Here is a 16,937-nt window from a genome sequence, read left to right on the forward strand (position 1 = left end):
CTTCCATGCCCCCCCTTGAATGTGACGTACTCGTCATCGGCTCCGGCGCCTCAGGCCTGGCTGCCGCCGTAACCGCCGCGCATCATGGCCTGACAGTGGTCGTCGCGGAAAAAGCCAGCCAGCTGGGCGGCACCAGCGCCTGGTCGGGGGGCTGGTTGTGGATACCGCGCAACCCTCTGGCCATCGCCGAAGGCATCGTCGAAGCCGACGATGCCCCGGAGCGCTATTTGCGTGCGCAAACCCACACCCGCGAGTTGGACCCGCGTCAACGCGCCTTCCTGCGCCATGGTCCGGAAATGGTGGCGTTCTTCCAGCAACACACTGCCGTGCAGTTCCAGTGCGGTAGCCGTATGCCCGACATGCGTGAAGGCGATGGCAGTGCACGCGGCGGTCGCTCGCTGTGTGCATTACCTTACGACGGGCGACGGCTAGGGCCTTGGCTGCACAAGTTGCGCCCGCCGCTGGACATCGTCAGCCTGGCCGGCATGGGCATTGCCGGAGGTGCCGACATGGCTGCCTTCTTCAACACCACACGCTCGCCAAAGGCAGCGCTGCATGTTGGCAAGCGCCTGTTGCGCCATGGCCGAGACCTGCTGCTGCACCGTCGCGGCCTACATCTGGTCAATGGCAACGCGCTGGTAGCGCGCCTGCTGCGCAGCGCCCTTGATCGTGGCGTGACATTGCTGACCGAGAAAGCGGCCAGCCGACTGTTGTTGTGCGAAGAACGGGTCAACGGCGCGCTGTTTGCCGACGGCCAAACGATCTACGCACGGCGTGGTGTGGTGCTGGCGTGCGGTGGTTTCCCACATGATCGCCAGCGTATCTCGCAACTGATGCCGCACGCGCCGGACGGTGACCAGCATTACTCCGCTGCGCCCAGGGAGAATAGCGGTGACGGTTTGCGCCTGGGCGAACAGGCGGGTGGCCAGGTGTCTGCGGCAGGCGCCCACGGGGGCGCCTGGGCGCCGGTATCGCAGGTACCGCGCGGCAATGGCCATTTCGGCCATTTTCCACACCTGATCGACCGCGCGAAGCCCGGTTTCATCGCCGTGCGCCGCGATGGTCGGCGCTTCGTCAACGAAGCCGATTGCTACCACGACTTCATGAACGCGCTTTTCGCCGCCACGCCGCAGGCTGAGCAGCCGGAGGCCTGGCTGATCTGCGACCATGCTGCGCAACGACGCTATGGCATGGGTTGGGCCAAGCCCTTTCCCTTCCCTACCCGCTTCTATCAGCGCAGTGGCTATTTGCACAGCGGCGCTACCCTGGCGCAACTGGCGCAGCGCTGCGGGATCGACGCCGAGCAGTTGCAGCGCACGGTGGAGGGCTTCAACCATCATGCGGCACAAGGTGAAGACCCAACCTTTCTACGTGGCGCATCGGCCTACAACCGGGCCCAAGGCGACCCGCAGCAGGCACCTAACCCGTCGCTTCGGCCGTTGCTGAAGGGGCCGTTCCATGCGGTGAAACTGCTGCCAGGCAGCCTTGGCACCTTCGCCGGCCTGGACACAGACGCCTCAGCCCGCGTACTGGACCACGAAGGGCAGCCGATACCCGGGTTGTTTGCAGTGGGTAACGACATGCACAGCGTGATGGGTGGGTACTACCCGAGCGGCGGCATTACCCTTGGGCCAGGGATGACCTTCGGGTATCTGGCCGGTAGAGCGTTGAGCGGGGGCTGTGCACATCATTGATGTCGGTTTTGCGCGCATCAGGCAACCAAGGCCAAAGCCTTCTACCCTTCAGTGACGTGAATACCTGCCGCGCCCGCCGGCCAACGCAACCGTTCGATAACCGAACAGTAGCCCGTCTCTCGAATTGACGCTGCCGTCTTCACTGCTCACCATGCACCGGCCTTGCGTGCCCCCCCTGCCTGGGAAACGATCACGCACCCGTAGCACCGCAGCTGAATACAATTTCAAGAAACGAGCAGTCTATGAACCACTCCAAGATCCCCCCCGCCGCGCCCCGGATGTCCCAGGGCTCGATCGGCGACAAGCTCCGCGGCGCCTTCGGCGTCGGCAAGACCCGTTGGGGCATGCTCGCCCTGGTGTTCTTCGCCACCACCCTGAACTACATCGACCGCGCCGCCCTCGGCATCATGCAGCCCGTGCTGGCCAAGGAAATGAGCTGGACGGCGATGGACTACGCCAACATCAATTTCTGGTTCCAGGTCGGCTATGCCATCGGCTTTCTGCTGCAAGGCCGACTGATCGACAAGGTCGGGGTCAAACGGGCCTTCTTCTTCGCTGTACTGCTGTGGAGCCTGGCCACGGGTGCCCACGGCCTGGCCACCTCGGCGGCAGGTTTCATGGTTTGCCGCTTCATCCTCGGCCTGACCGAGGCCGCCAACTACCCAGCCTGCGTCAAGACCGTGCGCCTGTGGTTCCCGGCGGGTGAGCGGGCCATTGCAACGGGGCTGTTCAACGCCGGTACCAATGTTGGCGCCATGGTCACCCCTGCGCTGTTGCCGCTGATCCTGGCTGTGTGGGGCTGGCAGGCTGCGTTCATCGCCATGGGCAGCCTGGGCCTGGTGTGGGTCGTGCTGTGGGTATTGAAGTACTACAACCCTGAAGACCACCCCCGCGTGCGTCAGAGCGAGGTGCAGTACATCCAGCAGGATGATGAGCCCGAGCCGACCCGCGTGCCGTTCAGCCGTATCCTGCGCCTGCGTGGCACCTGGGCTTTTGCAGTGGCCTATGCGATGACCGCGCCAGTGTTCTGGTTCTACCTGTACTGGCTGCCGCCGTTCCTGAACCAGCAATACAGCCTCGGCATCAACGTGACCCAGATGGGCATCCCGTTGATCATCATCTGGCTGACGGCAGACTTCGGCAGCATCGGGGGTGGCATCCTGTCGTCGTGGCTGATCGGCCGTGGCGTGCGTGCCACGACAGCGCGGCTGGTGTCCATGCTGATCTTTGCCTGCACCATGCTCAGCGTCATCTTTGCCGCCAACGCCAGTGGGCTGTGGGTCGCGGTGGCGGCCATCTCGATCGCGGTAGGCGCGCACCAGGCGTGGACGGCGAATATCTGGAGCCTGGTGATGGACTACACACCCAAGCACCTGGTGAGCACCGTATTCGGCTTCGGCAGCATGTGTGCGGCAATTGGCGGGATGTTCATGACGCAGATTGTCGGCAGCGTGCTGACCGCTACCAACAACAACTATGCCGTGCTGTTTACCATGATCCCGGCCATGTACTTCCTGGCGTTGGTGTGGATGTATTTCATGGCACCGCGCAAGGTCGAGAGCGCCTGAGAGCGCTAGCCACTTACCTCTACGGGGCCCTTGCGGGCCCTTTTTTTGGCTTGGAGTTTCTTGAGAAGCGGACAACGACAATGCAGCCTTCGGTGTGGGTTCACTCGCGAACGTGGCGTAGCCGGTGCCATGCGCCACGTTCGCTCGATCAGACCGCGGCCAACACCGCCTTGGCTTTCTCCAGCGCCATGCGCGCGCGCTGCTCGCCGCTGATGCCCTGCTCCAGCAATTGCCGCGTGGGGATTTCCAGGCTCAGCGGCACGCTCGGCGGCAAGGCGCGCAACAGGCCAACCAGGTCGGCATCGCCATCACCCGGGAAGCGTCGCTCGTTACGCGCCTGGCGCAGGATCTCATCCATGTCGGCCGGCACCGGGCCAGCAACGTCACACAGTTGGGCATAGCGCATGCGCTGCGGCTTCAGTTGCGCCAGGTCGTCCAGCGAAGAGCCGGAGCGGTTGAAGTGGAAGGCATCTACCAGTACGCAGCCATTGGCACGGTCGGCGTTGGCCACGACCCGCATGGCCTGGCGCAGGTCACGTACGTCGGTCCAGGGCATGAACTCCAGGTGAGGGTGAATGCCGTATTGCACCGCCAGCTCGCACAATGCGGCAAAGCGTTCGGTCAGGCGCGCTTCGTCGGGGTCGTTGCCCGCTACCAGCAATTCAGTGCCACCCAACCCGGCGCCCACCGCCAGGATCGCTTCGAAGTCGGCCACACAGGTTGCCGGTTCAAGGCGCAGGATCTCCAGGTCGAGCACCTTGATACCCGTGTCGCGCAGGCGCGCCTGGGTTTGCCGGCGCAGTTCGGCATCGGCTACCAGCGGGAAATGCCGCTCCTGTTCGGTGGCGGGTACCAGCCGTAGGCCGACATGGCTGTAACCCGCTCGGGCGGCGGCCTCGACCATGTCCGGTGGAGACAGCTCGAGCACCGTCAGGGCCGCGAGGGAAAAAATTCGATCAGTCATTTATCATCACCAGCAATAGTAAGGTTGTATCAGCCAATGTGCTCGGGCGCGCAAGCCCGACCGCTTTGGGCTGCCTGCCTTATCGCTTCGATCAGCGCCAGTGTGCGCCCCCCGTCAGCAGCGTCGATCAGCGGCACCTGTTCACCCCGGGCAACCCGCACAAAATGCTGCAATTGCAGGGTCAATGCCTCGCCGGCGGGGATGCTTTCCGAGCTTTGCAACAGGGGCGTATGCCAGCCCGAGCCTGCCTCGGCGTAATGCCAGCGCTTGAGCTGGGGAATGCTCAGTGCTCCTTGGGTACCGGCCAGCAGATAGCACGGCTGGCCATCCTGGCGCGGGTACACAGGGCTTTCGCCACTGTCCAGCTCCCAGCTCCACGGAGCAGCCACCGCGTCAGACCCGGTCAGGCTGCCCAGGGCACCGTTGGCAAACTGCAACAGCACTGCGGCGCTGTCTTCGTTGGCAAAACCGCGTACATCGTTGCGGGTGAAGGCTTGCACCTGCACCACCTCGCCGCACAGGTAACGCAACAGGTCAAGGTCGTGGATCAGGTTGGTCAGCAAGAAGCCGGCCCCTGGCTCGCGACGCCAGGGCGTTTCGAAATAGCTGTCAGGCTTTTGCAGCTGCCACAGCGCAGTGACGTTGATCAACCGGCCCAGTTTGCCTTCGTTGATCACCTGGTGCGCCTTGGCGATCAGCGGATTGTGTCGGCGATGGTGACCTACAAGCACCGGCACACCCCGGCGGTTTGAAGCTTCCACCAGTGCACGCACTTCATCCAGGTGCACCCCCACCGGTTTTTCCACCAGCACCGGCACCCCAGCCTCGACACAATCCAGGGCGGTGGCGACATGCAGGTTGTTGGGGTTGGCGACAATCACTGCCTCGGGGCGAACTCGCTCCAACATTTGCCGGTGGTCGGCAAAGCAAGGCACGCCGCAGTCGGCGGCGAAGGCCTCGGCCTGCGGGCCGGGGTCGGCTACCGCACACAGTTGGGCTTGCGGCACATTGCGCAAGTGCTGGTAGTGCTGCCGGCCCATGATGCCGGCGCCAATCAAGGCAATACGAAGGGGTGCGTTCAACAGCCTGTCCTCTTGTCATTGTTGTTATGAAGTTCTGAAACCAGGTTCCAAAATTCACACTCGACAATTTAGAACCAAGTTCAGCTTTTCAGAAGAACGGGCGCAACAGACTGTGCGGTAATCGACCGGAATATCCCCTCAGGCAAACAGCTCGCTGGCTGGGCTGGCCGCCGACAGCTCTTCTGCCGCCGCCAGCAATAGCGGTGCCAGCGCTGTAAGGCGGCTCTGTGCCAGCCGCGCGCTGGGCCCGGCGATGCTCAGCACGCCGATCACCTCGTCACTTTGCGGGCGGCGTATCACTGCGGCCAGGGCTGAGGTGCCGATGGCGGAGGTCTCCTCGACCCAGGCATAGCCACGCTCGCGGGCGCGGTGCAGGTAGGCGAGCAATTCATCGGTGGAGCGTGGCGCGTTCGGGCCGAACTGGTCGGGGTCGGCAATACCTTGGCGCAACACCATCTGCAGCGCCTGCTCATCGTCCAGGCTGGCCAGCCAGGCATGCCCGGAGGCGGTATAGAACAGCGGCGCGTCGCGCCCCATATCCGGGTCGTAGCGCAGCCCGGAGCGGGCCCCCTGGGACTTGGCGATCCAGGTTTGCCGGGCACCGTCGATCACCCCAAGGCGCACGAGTTCGCCGCTGTCCTGGGCCAGGCGGTCAAGAATCGGCTGGATGATGTCGGCACCGCTGCTGGCGAGGTAACGAAAGCCCAGCGCTACCAGCTTGGCCGACAGCTGATAGCGGCTGCTTTCCCGGTTCTGGCGCACGTAGCCCAGCCGCACCAGCTCAGTGAGCATGCGGTGGGCAGCGCTTTTGGGAATGTCCAGGCGCTCGGCCAGGGTTTGTAACGGCAGCCCTTGGGGTTCACCGGTAAGGCTTTCTACAAGACTGAAGGCGCGTTCGATCTGACTACCAGCCATGTCACAGGTCCCTGATTTTTTTGCGGATTCTAGAAGATGATTCCACATCGTCGCCAGCCAGCGCAGCTCGGGCCACCTCGAATGTCCGATGATCGCCCAGTTCTTGCCTGACATGCCCGACCTGACCTTGCAGGACCACCCGCCGCCGATAAAAATGTGGAACATTGTTCCAATAAAAACACAGGAAACCCGCAATGTCTTCCGCTCCTCTCGAAACCGCATGCGATGTACTGGTCATAGGTTCTGGCGCCGCCGGGCTGGCGGCGGCCGTCACGGCTGCCTGGCATGGGCAGAAGGTGATCGTGGCGGAGAAAGAACGGGTGTTTGGCGGTGCCACCGCCTGGTCCGGCGGCTGGGCCTGGGTGCCACGCAACCCGCTGGCGCGCAGGGCCGGCATCGAGGAAGACATCGAGCAACCGCGGACTTATCTGCGCCATGAGCTGGGGGCAAACTACAATGCCGAGCGCGTCGATGCCTTCCTTGAGGCGTGCCCGCACATGGTGGCGTTTTTCGAGAAGTACACGGCGTTGCAGTTTGCCGACGGCAACGGCATCCCGGACATGCATGGCGATACGCCGGGGGCAGCTCTTGGCGGCCACCAGGTGATCGCCGCGCCCTACGATGCCCGCGAGGTTGGCGCCCTGCTGCCACGCTTGCGCAAGACCATGCGCGAAACCTCGTTCATGGGCATGGCGATCATGGCCGGTACCGACCTTGCCGCCTTCCTTAACATGACCCGCTCGCCCAAAGCCCTGCTGCACGTGTGCAAGCGCTTTGGCCGCCACCTGTACCACCTGGCCCGCCATGGTCGGGCCATGCACCTGGTCAACGGTGTGGCGTTGGTGGCGCGCCTGGCTAAATCGGCACAGGACCTGGGTGTGCACCTGCAAGCGTCGGCACCGGCCAAACGCCTGCTGATCGAGGATGGCCAGGTGCGCGGGGCGTGGGTCGCTACGCCACAGGGCGAGCAGCTGATCCGCGCCAAGGCCGTGGTGCTGGCGGCCGGTGGTTTCCCCAATGACAACGCCCGGCGCCAGCAACTGTTCCCGCGCGATGCCAGCGGCCACGACAACCTGGCACTGCCGCCCAAGGGGTGTTCTGGTGATGGCCTGCGGCTGGGCGAGTCCGCCGGCGGCGTGGTTGCCACCGACCTGAAGTCACCGGTGGCCTGGGCACCGGTTTCACAGGTGCCGTATCGCGACGGCAGCGTCGGCCACTTCCCGCACATTATCGAGCGCGGCAAACCGGGCGTTATCGGCGTGCTGGCCAACGGCAAGCGTTTCGTCAACGAAGCGCATGGCTATTACGACTATGTGTCGGCCATGGTCGCTGCAGTGCCGCAAGGTCAGGAGGTGTGCTCGTGGCTGGTTTGCGATCATCGCTTCTTGCGCCGCTATGGCCTGGGGCATGCCCGCCCGGCACCGCTGCCGGTAGGCCCGCATGTGCGCAACGGCTACCTGAAACGCGGTGCCACGCTCGAGCAGCTCGCCCAGGCCTGCGGCATTGACCCGTCCGGGCTGCGCGCCACGGTCACTGACTTCAATACCCATGCCCGCAGCGGCCAGGACCCGGCGTTTGGCCGCGGTTCCACGCCGTTCAACCGCAAGCAGGGCGACCCACGGCACAAGGGCCCTAACCCGTGCGTAGCGCCCATCGAACACGGGCCGTTTTATGCGGTGAAAGTAAAGCCCGGCTGCTTTGGCACCTTTGCCGGGTTGCGCACCGACGGCAATGCCCGTGTGCTGGATGAGGCCGGGCAACCGATCGCAGGTCTGTACGCAGCAGGTACCGACATGGCCAGCGTGTTTGGTGGCTGGTACCCGTCGGGCGGTATCAACCTGGGGCCGGCGCTGACTTTTGGCTACGTCGCCGGGCGGCACATTGCCGGGGTGCAGGGGTATGAGTGAGCTGACTCACAATATCCGGGTGGTCGGCACGCGTCAGGAGGACGCAGGGAAAGGCCGTGGCGCTTGAATCGAGCGCCATGCGGTCTGATCTTTCAGCGTTGTCGTCCCTCCGCTCACAGGTCACGCTGCGCTGTGCTCCTGAATCTGCTCAAGCCAGTAGGCCACATCCACCTCGTCGATCTGCTCGGTGCGCAGGAAGCGCTCGGCATATTGACGGTATACCCCGCTGCTTAGGAACAGCTGTAGCAATTGGCCATCGACGTGCCCCTCGCGGGCCATGGCCACCAGGATCTTCACCGATTCGGACAGGGTCTTCGGGGGTTTGTAAGGCCGGTCTGCTGCCGTCAGGGCTTCGAAGATGTCGGCAATCGCCATCACCCGCTCGGCGACGCCCAGGTCCTGCCCGCCCAAGCGGCGCGGATAGCCGCTGCCGTTCATCTTTTCGTGGTGGTTGCCGGCGATGTCGGGTACCCGCTTGAGCTGGCGCGGGAGCGGCAGCGCGCTGAGCATGATGATGGTCTGCACGATGTGTTCGTTGATCTTGAAGCGTTCTTCATCAGTCAGCGTGCCACGGCGGATCGACAGGTTGTACAACTCGCCGTAGTTGCTGGCGTGGCCTGGCAGGTGCATGTCGAACCCCCAGATATTACGCGGGTCGCCCTTCACCACCGGCGGCGTGCGGGTGCCCCAGGGCACGCAGTGTTCGGGGCGGTCGGCCAGCAATGGCTCCTCTGTCGGTAGTGCAGGCTGCGGCACGCCGACAAGGCGTTCCGCCTCGTCACGGGAGATGCCCAGGCGGTTATCGAAATGGCGCAACCAGCGACGCTTGCCGATCACCTGCAAGCGCTGGATATCGGTGTCCTGCATGAACTCGCCGCCGATGTTGGCCTGGGCGACGAAAGCGAAGTCGTCCTGCAGCTCGGCCTGGCTTCGGCTCAGTGCGGCTTTCAGCACCTGCTGGTCGGCGCCACTGGCCAGGCCTTGCCAGTAGGCCAGCTCCGCATCGCGCCACAGCACTTCGAAACGCATGCGTACTTCGTGAATGCGGTTGTACAGGGTCTCCAGCTTGGTCGCCTTGTCCACCACGTACTCGGGGCTGGTGACCTTGCCACAATCGTGCAGCCAGGCTGCCACACGGAACTCGTATCGCTCTGCCTCGGTCATGCTGAAGCTGGCGAACGGGCCGTTGTCGGCTGCCACTGCCTGGTCCAGCAGCATCTGCGCCAGCTGAGGCACCCGCTCGCAGTGGCCACCGGTATAGGGGCTCTTGGCGTCGATGGCGTCTGCCAACAGCTTGATCATGGCGTCCAGCAGACATTGCTGGGCTTCGACCAACTGCCGGGTCTCGATAGCCACTGCAGCCACACCGGACAACTCCTCGACAAAGCGCCGGAATGCCTCGCCTACCCGCTCAGGCGCCTGCTCTTCGTCCATTTGCAGGACCAGGATGCCCAACAGTGCCTGGCTACGGTCATTCAGCACGACGGCCTGACTGCGCTCATGCAGGCCGAGGGCCCGGGTCACTGCTGTAGCCAAGTGCTGCCGTGCGCCTTCATCCACTGCCAGTTCGCTTGGGTATTGCTCACCGCGGCACGAGGCGGCCAGGCGCAGCAAAGCCTGTTCGGCGTCGTACAGGTACACCACGCCGGCGTCGCCCGCGGCAGCTTCCACCAGATGGCTCAGCACGCCATCGAGCATGCGCTCCAGGTTTCGCTCACGGCTGAGCGTAAGGGTAATCGCCTGATAGTGGCGAATAGTACCGGCCATTCGGCTCAACACGCGGCTCAGTTCACGCACCTCGGAAACCCGCGAGTGCACGCCCACCTCACGGCTGAAATCAAAGCTTGCCAAGCCTTGAACCTGCTCGCGCAACAGCCGCAGCGGGCGGCCAATACGCCGGCCAAGCACACCGCCGAGCACCAGCAACACAGCCATCAGCGCCACGGTCCAGAGCAACTGCTCGAACAAGACTTTGCGTGCCCCTACCAGCAGCTCGTGGCCTGGTACGGCAATCAGCACTTGCAAGTCGTGCCCGGCCAGAGTGGTCAGCTGCACGCGAATGCCATACCAGGTCTGGCCGTCCACCTGATAAGGCTGGGGCTGGTTGCCCGTCGGCATGTCAGCGTATAGCCGCGCCAGGCTGGGAGCGCCCAGCTCGGCGATACGCGACAGGCGCACGCCTTGCCCTTCATGCACGATTGCCCGCTGCGGGTCCGGATAAGCCACAACATCGCCCCGGTCATCGACCACAACGATCTCGGTACCCGGGGTCATGCGCAGGTCCTGAATCTCACTGGCCAAGTCGTTGACCGAAACGTCCAGGCCGATCACGGCCCCACCGTCGACGCTACGTTGGGCCATGGTCAAGCCGACCTCACGGGTGGTGAAGAACACATAAGGGCGGGTCAGCACTGTAGCGGGCTGTACCGTGGCTTCAGAGAACCAGGGGCGCAGGCGTGGATCGTAGCGATAGTCAGGTTTGGCCTGGGCCTGCAACAGCTTCAGCGCCCGATCATAAAAGCGCCACTCGCCCTGCACCTTGGCGCCCTCGCCATGGCTGACGCTCTGCACCAGAAATGCCGTGCCCGGTGGGGCCGCGAAACGCTGCATCAGTTGCGGGTCACGCAGGCGACGCACCAACAGGAACTCGCCGCTGGGGTAACCCAGATAGGCGGCGCTGAGCATGCGGTTGGCGTCCAGCATTTCCACCAGCTGTGGCAGCCGATCCAGACGCTGTGCCTGGGTGTGAAGCGTCGTGTTGTGGGCAAGCAGGCGGATGCTGCTTTGCGCCGGCTCGATCAGGCGCCTGGCGCGCTCATCGATGGTCTTGGCAACCTGCTGGGCGGCATCGCCAGCAGCAGCCACGAGGGTCTGGCGAATACCGCGATAGCCCTGCCAGGCCAGGGCAGCGCCGAGCAGCAGCATGCCCAGCACGATGGCCAGCGCCACCAGCCACTGCAGTGAAATACCACGTCCTGTATTGCCAACAACACGCCCCGTCGACACGCAGCCCATCCCAGGTACTCCATGTGCGGCACATTGCCTTGGCTGATTTCTGCAGCAGTGTAGAGTGCGCGTGAGCTTTCTGCCGGGCCGGCAACACGTTTACAGACGAGCGTGCAAGGCTTTGTACCGCGACATAGGCGACGTGGGCCATGATCAGGGCATCAGCCGCGCAACTGGTACCAGGTGGTCTTGAGCTGCGAATACTTGTCGAACGAATGCAGTGACAGATCGCGGCCAAACCCCGACTGCTTGCCCCCACCGAACGGCACCGTCACATCCAGCGCATCGACCGTGTTCACCGATACGGTACCGGCTTTCAACGCCCGCGCTACCCGGTGCACCTGGTTGAAGTCGTCGCTCCAAACCGAAGCTGCCAGGCCATAGATGCTGTCGTTGGCAAGGCGCACCGCTTCTTCTTCCGTGTCGAAGGCGCTGACCGCCAGCACTGGGCCGAATACCTCCTCCCGCGCCAGGCTCATGCGGCCCTCGACACCGGCAAAAATGGTCGGTTCGATGTAGTTGTCCGAACCTTCGATGTTCAGGCGTCGGCCGCCACACACCAATTGCGCGCCCTCTTGCCCGGCACGCACGATGGCGGCCTCAATGCGGCCGGTCTGTTCGGCATCGACAATGGCCCCGGCGCGGCTCGCCGGATCCAGCGGGTTACCGGGCAGCCACTGGCGAGCCTTGACCTGCAGGCGCGCGATGAACTCATCGTGAATGGCACGCTGCACGTACAGCCGCGAGTTGGCCGAACACACTTCGCCCTGGTTGAAGAAAATGCCAAAAGCGGCTTTCTCCGCAGCCAGGTCCAGGTCCTGGCAGTTGTCGAACACCAGGTTCGGGCTCTTGCCGCCGCACTCGAGCCAAACCTGCTTGAGGTTGGACTGCGCCGAGTACTGCATGAAGTACTTGCCCACCTGGGTGGAGCCTGTGAACACCAGGCAGTCCACATCCGGGTGCAGGCCCAGCGCCTGCCCGGCCTGCTCGCCCAGGCCTGGCACCACGTTCAGTACGCCTTCCGGCAACCCCGCTTCCAGCGCCAGTTGGGCCAGGCGCAGGGCCGAGAACGGTGATTGCTCGGCGGGCTTGAGTACCACGCTGTTACCGGCAGCCAGCGCCGGGGCCAGCTTCCAGGCGGCCATGTCGAGCGGGAAGTTCCATGGCACCACGGCAGCGACCACGCCGAGGGCTTCGCGGGTGATGGTGGCCAGCGCATTGGCAGCAGTGGGCGCCACCTGGTCATACAGCTTGTCCAGCGCCTCGCCGTACCAGGCGAACACATGGGCAGAACCCGGCACGTCGATGTTGTAGGCGTCCATCACCGGCTTGCCCATGTTCAGCGAGTCCAGCAAGGCCAGTTCTTCACGATGGGCCATGATCAGCTCGGCCAGGCGCAGCAGTACTTTCTTGCGCTCGCCCGGCGCCATGCGCGGCCAGGGGCCGTGTTCGAAGGCCCGACGGGCGCTGGCGACGGCCAGGTCGACCTCGGCCTGGCCGCAGGCGGCTACCTGTGCCATCAGGTTGTTGGCGGCGGGGTTGATGGCTGCGAAGGTGGCGCCATCCTGTGCATTGACGGGTTTGCCATTGATCAGCGCTTTGGATGGCAGGTACAGGTCCGAGGCGCGTTGTTGCCAGAATTCGAGGGTGTACATTTGTACTCCAGGCGACCGCGGTGGCGATCATTTTTTGCGGAAGTAACAGGTACCACACAGTCCGCAAGCGCGCCGCGCCTCCTCTGTGGGAGCGGACGTGCCCGCGAATCAGGCGACACGGAGGATGGCACCGGCTTCGCCGGTGTTCGCGGGCATGCCCGCTCCCACAGGGGAAACCGGTTGCCCTTGGCAACGGCTTAGAGCTTGCCGACCAACCGAGCGGTGCGGTCCACGGCAATGCGGGTTTTCTCTACCAGCTCATCCAGCTCGCTGTGGTTGGCGATCAAGGCCGGGGCCATGATCATTCGGCCCAAGGTCGAGCGTATGATCACCCCTTCCTCGAAACCAAAGGTGCGGCACTGCCAGGCCAAGTCGTTCTCGTTGGCAAAGCGCTTGCGCGTCGGCTTGTGCTCGGCGAACTGCAGCGCCGCCACCAGCCCGGCCCCTTGCACCTGGCCGATCAATGGGTGATCGGCAAACACTTCCCGCAGAATGCGCTGCAGGTACGGCCCCGTGTCGTCCTTCACCTGGCGCACGATGCCTTCGTCACGCAGCGCCTTCAGGTTGGCGATGGCCACTGCCGCCGCCACCGGGTGGCCGGAATAGGTCAGGCCGTGGGCAAAGACCCCGCCGCGCTCTACCAATGCCTCGGCTATGCGTTTGCTCAGCACCAGGCCCCCCATGGGCACATAGCCGCTGGTCAGGCCCTTGGCAATCGACAGGGTGTCGGGCTCGAAGCCGAAGTATTCATGGGCGAACCATTCGCCGGTGCGACCAAAGCCACCGATCACCTCATCGGCGCACAGCAGCACGTCGTACTGGCGGCAGATACGCTGGATTTCCGGCCAGTAGCTTTCAGGCGGGAAGATCATGCCGCCCGCCCCCTGGAAGGGTTCGGCAATGAAGCCGGCAACGTTTTCGGCACCCAGCTCGAGGATCTTTTCCTCCAGTTGCAGGGCGCAGCGGCGGCCGAACTCGGCCGGGGTCAGTTCACCGCCCTCGGCGTACCAGTAGGGTTCGTCGATGTGTGCCACATCCGGAATCAGCCCGCCCATGTCGTGCATGAACTTCATCCCGCCCAGCGCCGTGGCCGCCAGGGTCGAGCCGTGGTAGCCGTTCCAGCGGCCGATCATGATTTTCTTGCCTGGCTGGCCAACCACCTGCCAGTAGCGGCGTACGGTGCGGATCAGTACCTCGTTGGCCTCGGAGCCAGAGTTGGTGTAGATCGCGTGGCTGTAGTGCCCCGGCAGCAGGCTGAACAGCAACTCGGACAGTTCGATCACCGCCGGGTGGGTGGTGTGGAAGAACATGTTGTAGTAGGCCAGCTGATCCATCTGCGTGGCTGCGGCGGCCGTCAGGTCACGACGGCCATAACCGAGCTGGGTGCACCACAGGCCGGACATGCCATCCAGGTAACGCTTGCCCTCGCTGTCCCACAGGTGCAGGCGTTCGCCCCCGACGATCACCCGCGGCCCTTCGGCGTTCAGCGCCTTCTGGTCGAGGAAGGCATGAATGTGGTGGGCTGCATCGGCTGCCTGGTAGTCACGGGTCTGGCGTTGCGGGGCGAAAGGCGCGTTCATTGTTGGTTTTCCTTTGCGGTGGGGTTGCAGGGCGGCTGGCGTTCAGCGCAGCTTGCCCATGTAGCTTTCCAGCGGGTCCTTGCCCAGCACGCCCTGGGCATTGGCCAGTGCATCGATGAACAGGGAGAACAGTTCGGACTGGGTGCCGATGTCGAGCTTGGCGTAGACGTTCTTGCGGTGCGACTTGATGGTGTCCTCCGACACGCCCAGCCGCTCGGCCAGCGACTTGGTCGAGTGGCCACGCAGGATCAGCTGGGCGATACGGCATTCACGCTCGGTCAACAGCGAGCTGCCGAAGTTGTTCAGGGCGGCATGGATACGTTGCTCGAGGATGTTCTCGAAGCGGCCTGCGCGGCTGTCCAGCCCGGCAAAATGCTTGCCGAGTACCGCCAGCACCCAAGGCGTGATGAGCCCGAACCGCGTGCGGCTTTGCCCATCCAGCTTGTCGGTGAAGGCCAGCGACACCGCCAGGCTTTGCCCGGGCGCCACCTGCAGGATGTAGTTGAGTTCATCCTCCAGGTGCGAGTGGCGATAGAACGATTGGTAGTACTCGCTGACCTCGAAGTGATCGGGTGCCACTTCGAACAGGCCGTAGCAGCCGGATTCGACCTGTTCCACGCAAGCACCGTAGAACGGGTCGAGCAGGTAGAAGCCCGACAGGTAGCGGCTGACATTGCCCTCGGGCTGCCAAGGCGCCTTGTCATCCTGCTCGAACAGCGCACAGGGCATGCCGTCGTGCGGGTACAGGTACACCGTGGTCGCCTGGATCGGCCGGATCACACCCAGTGCCGCAAACAGGCTGGCGGCAAAGCCCGGCCGGCCGATCGCCTCGGTGACCTTGGCCTGGTGCTCGAACCATTGTTCTGAAAGCAGTTGATTAGTCACTGTGGGCCTGCCGTTTCTTTTCAGTGGCACCGCCGCCAGTGCGGTGCGTCGTTGAGCAGATACTCCCACGGCGCTGCTGGCACCGGAATCACCCTTTGGGGTGAGCCGGGCAAGGGCAGTGGCCGCTCACCCCAAAGGGTGATTCCGGGTACCTGCAGGGTGTGGGAGCATCGACCTGCCCCAGCGCTGCGAGCTTTCCGCTCGACCTCCTTGCACAACACCCAACGGTTGCGAGCCCGCTCGCCTGCCGCGGTGTCCTGCATCCCTTTTCAGGAGTTAGCAATGCATACAACAACAAGTACAGCCCATAGCCCCGCCCCGCATGCACCCTCGCAACCCGGCACCAGCACAGGCCGCTTCCGCAAGTCCATGAGCATGACCGCCCTGGTGCTATTTGGCCTGGCCTACATGGTGCCCCTGGCCGTATTCACCACCTACGGGCTGGTCACCCAGATGACCAAAGGGCACCTGCCCACCGCCTACCTGCTCACGCTCGCCGCCATGCTGCTGACCGCTTACAGTTACGGCCGCATGGTCCAGGCCCATCCCTACTCCGGCTCGGTCTACACCTACACGCGCAAGGCCTTCGGCAGCCATATCGGCTTCATCACCGGTTGGACACTGCTGCTCGACTACATCTTCCTGCCGCTGCTCAGCTACCTGCTGATCGGCATCTACATGTCGGAATACTTCCCGACCATCCATGCCTGGGTGTGGGTGGCGGGCTCCATTGCCCTGGTCACCTTCCTCAACCTGATCGGCATCGAATCGATCACCCGGGTCAACTGGATACTGGTAGTGGTGCAACTGGTGTTCATCATCGTCTTCGTCGCCCTGTCCATTCTCAAGCTCAGCGGACAGGCGGAGCCGGTGTCGCTGCTGGCCCCCTTCCACCACGAAGGCTTCAGCGTGCCGTTGATCCTGACCGGCGCCGCCGTACTGTGCCTGTCGTTCCTCGGTTTCGATGCGGTATCGACCATGGCTGAGGAAACCAGCAACCCGACCTACCGCATTCCCGTGGCGATTCTTGCGGTGTCGTTGATCGGCGGGCTGCTGTTTCTGGTGGTGTCTTACTGCGCACAGATGGTGTTCCCCGACTGGGGCAGCTTCGCCGACCCGGATTCGGCCTCGGTGGACGTGATGCGCCGGGTGGGCGGCGAGCTGCTGGTAACCGCCTTCACCGCGACCTACGTGGCCGGCTGCTTTGCCTCGGCCATGGTGTCCCAAGCCAGCGTGTCGCGCGTACTGTTCGCCATGGGCCGTGACGGCGCATTGCCGCGGGCATTCGGCCAGCTGGTGACGAAAAAGCGCGTGCCGGCCACTGCCATCCTGGTGGTCAGCCTGCTGTCGCTGATCGCCCTGGTGATCACCCTGGATACCGTGGCCAACATGATCAGCTTTGGTGCACTGTTCGCCTTCTCGGCGGTGAACCTGGCGGTGGTCAAGCACTACCTGGTCGACCAGAAACTGCGCGGTTGCCGCAACGGCCTGCTGTACGGCGTAATTCCCGGGCTGGGCGTTATCAGCACGCTGTGGCTATGGAGCAGCCTGACCAGCCTGTCGTTCACCATCGGTCTGTGCTGGATGGGCATGGGCCTGTTGGTGCTACTGGGGCTGACCCGCGCGTTGCGCGTGAAGCTGCCAGAGCTGCAGATGGCCGAGTGACACCTGAAGACTTGCG

Annotated in this window: 11 protein-coding genes; 4 read left to right on the forward strand and 7 right to left on the reverse strand. The window is 64.0% G+C overall.

Annotation, left to right across the window (positions count from 1 at the left end):
• Positions 1-5 precede the first annotated feature (5 nt).
• Both AC3B5Q_RS15570 and AC3B5Q_RS15575 read left to right on the forward strand, forming a co-directional pair.
• Positions 6-1,694, forward strand: coding sequence for an FAD-dependent oxidoreductase (locus AC3B5Q_RS15570; protein ID WP_021784810.1), 1,689 nt, complete (start codon positions 6-8; stop codon positions 1,692-1,694).
• A gap of 242 nt (positions 1,695-1,936) precedes the next feature.
• Positions 1,937-3,262, forward strand: a complete 1,326-nt coding sequence (locus AC3B5Q_RS15575) for an MFS transporter (protein ID WP_103469077.1) — start codon at positions 1,937-1,939, stop codon at positions 3,260-3,262.
• A 148-nt stretch (positions 3,263-3,410) separates the two neighbouring features.
• Here AC3B5Q_RS15575 and AC3B5Q_RS15580 read toward each other — a convergent pair whose 3' ends face one another.
• The 3 genes from AC3B5Q_RS15580 to AC3B5Q_RS15590 form a co-directional block, all read right to left on the reverse strand.
• Complete coding sequence (locus AC3B5Q_RS15580; RefSeq protein ID WP_143493696.1) at positions 3,411-4,226, reverse strand: sugar phosphate isomerase/epimerase family protein; 816 nt, start codon at positions 4,224-4,226, stop codon at positions 3,411-3,413.
• Between the two features lie 29 nt (positions 4,227-4,255).
• A complete protein-coding gene (locus AC3B5Q_RS15585) occupies positions 4,256-5,308 on the reverse strand; it encodes a Gfo/Idh/MocA family protein (RefSeq protein ID WP_103462598.1) in 1,053 nt (350 codons plus the stop codon).
• 138 nt (positions 5,309-5,446) lie between these two features.
• Positions 5,447-6,223, reverse strand: a complete 777-nt coding sequence (locus tag AC3B5Q_RS15590; protein WP_021784814.1) for an IclR family transcriptional regulator — start codon at positions 6,221-6,223, stop codon at positions 5,447-5,449.
• Positions 6,224-6,417: 194 nt separating this feature from the next.
• Here AC3B5Q_RS15590 and AC3B5Q_RS15595 point away from each other — a divergent pair, with 194 nt between their 5' ends.
• Positions 6,418-8,130 (forward strand): FAD-dependent oxidoreductase, encoded by a 1,713-nt coding sequence (locus AC3B5Q_RS15595; RefSeq protein ID WP_488392660.1) that lies wholly within the window; start codon positions 6,418-6,420, stop codon positions 8,128-8,130.
• Between the two features lie 120 nt (positions 8,131-8,250).
• Here AC3B5Q_RS15595 and AC3B5Q_RS15600 read toward each other — a convergent pair whose 3' ends face one another.
• The 4 genes from AC3B5Q_RS15600 to AC3B5Q_RS15615 all read right to left on the reverse strand — a co-directional run bounded on the left by AC3B5Q_RS15600 (position 8,251) and on the right by AC3B5Q_RS15615 (position 15,256).
• Positions 8,251-11,145, reverse strand: coding sequence for an HD-GYP domain-containing protein (locus AC3B5Q_RS15600; RefSeq protein ID WP_488392661.1), 2,895 nt, complete (start codon positions 11,143-11,145; stop codon positions 8,251-8,253).
• A gap of 152 nt (positions 11,146-11,297) precedes the next feature.
• Positions 11,298-12,791 (reverse strand): aldehyde dehydrogenase, encoded by a 1,494-nt coding sequence (locus AC3B5Q_RS15605; RefSeq protein WP_488392662.1) that lies wholly within the window; start codon positions 12,789-12,791, stop codon positions 11,298-11,300.
• Positions 12,792-12,988: 197 nt separating this feature from the next.
• Positions 12,989-14,371 carry an aspartate aminotransferase family protein gene (locus AC3B5Q_RS15610; protein ID WP_003250846.1) on the reverse strand — a complete coding sequence of 461 codons (1,383 nt, stop codon included), beginning with the start codon at positions 14,369-14,371 and terminating at the stop codon, positions 12,989-12,991.
• Between the two features lie 42 nt (positions 14,372-14,413).
• Entirely contained in the window at positions 14,414-15,256 is an 843-nt protein-coding gene (locus AC3B5Q_RS15615; protein ID WP_010953510.1) for a helix-turn-helix transcriptional regulator, read from the reverse strand.
• Between the two features lie 282 nt (positions 15,257-15,538).
• Between AC3B5Q_RS15615 and AC3B5Q_RS15620 the strand changes: the two genes are divergently transcribed.
• A complete protein-coding gene (locus tag AC3B5Q_RS15620; protein WP_488392663.1) occupies positions 15,539-16,921 on the forward strand; it encodes an APC family permease in 1,383 nt (460 codons plus the stop codon).
• The last annotated feature ends 16 nt before the right edge of the window (positions 16,922-16,937 follow it).

Source organism: Pseudomonas sp. D5(2026), from assembly GCF_057766845.1.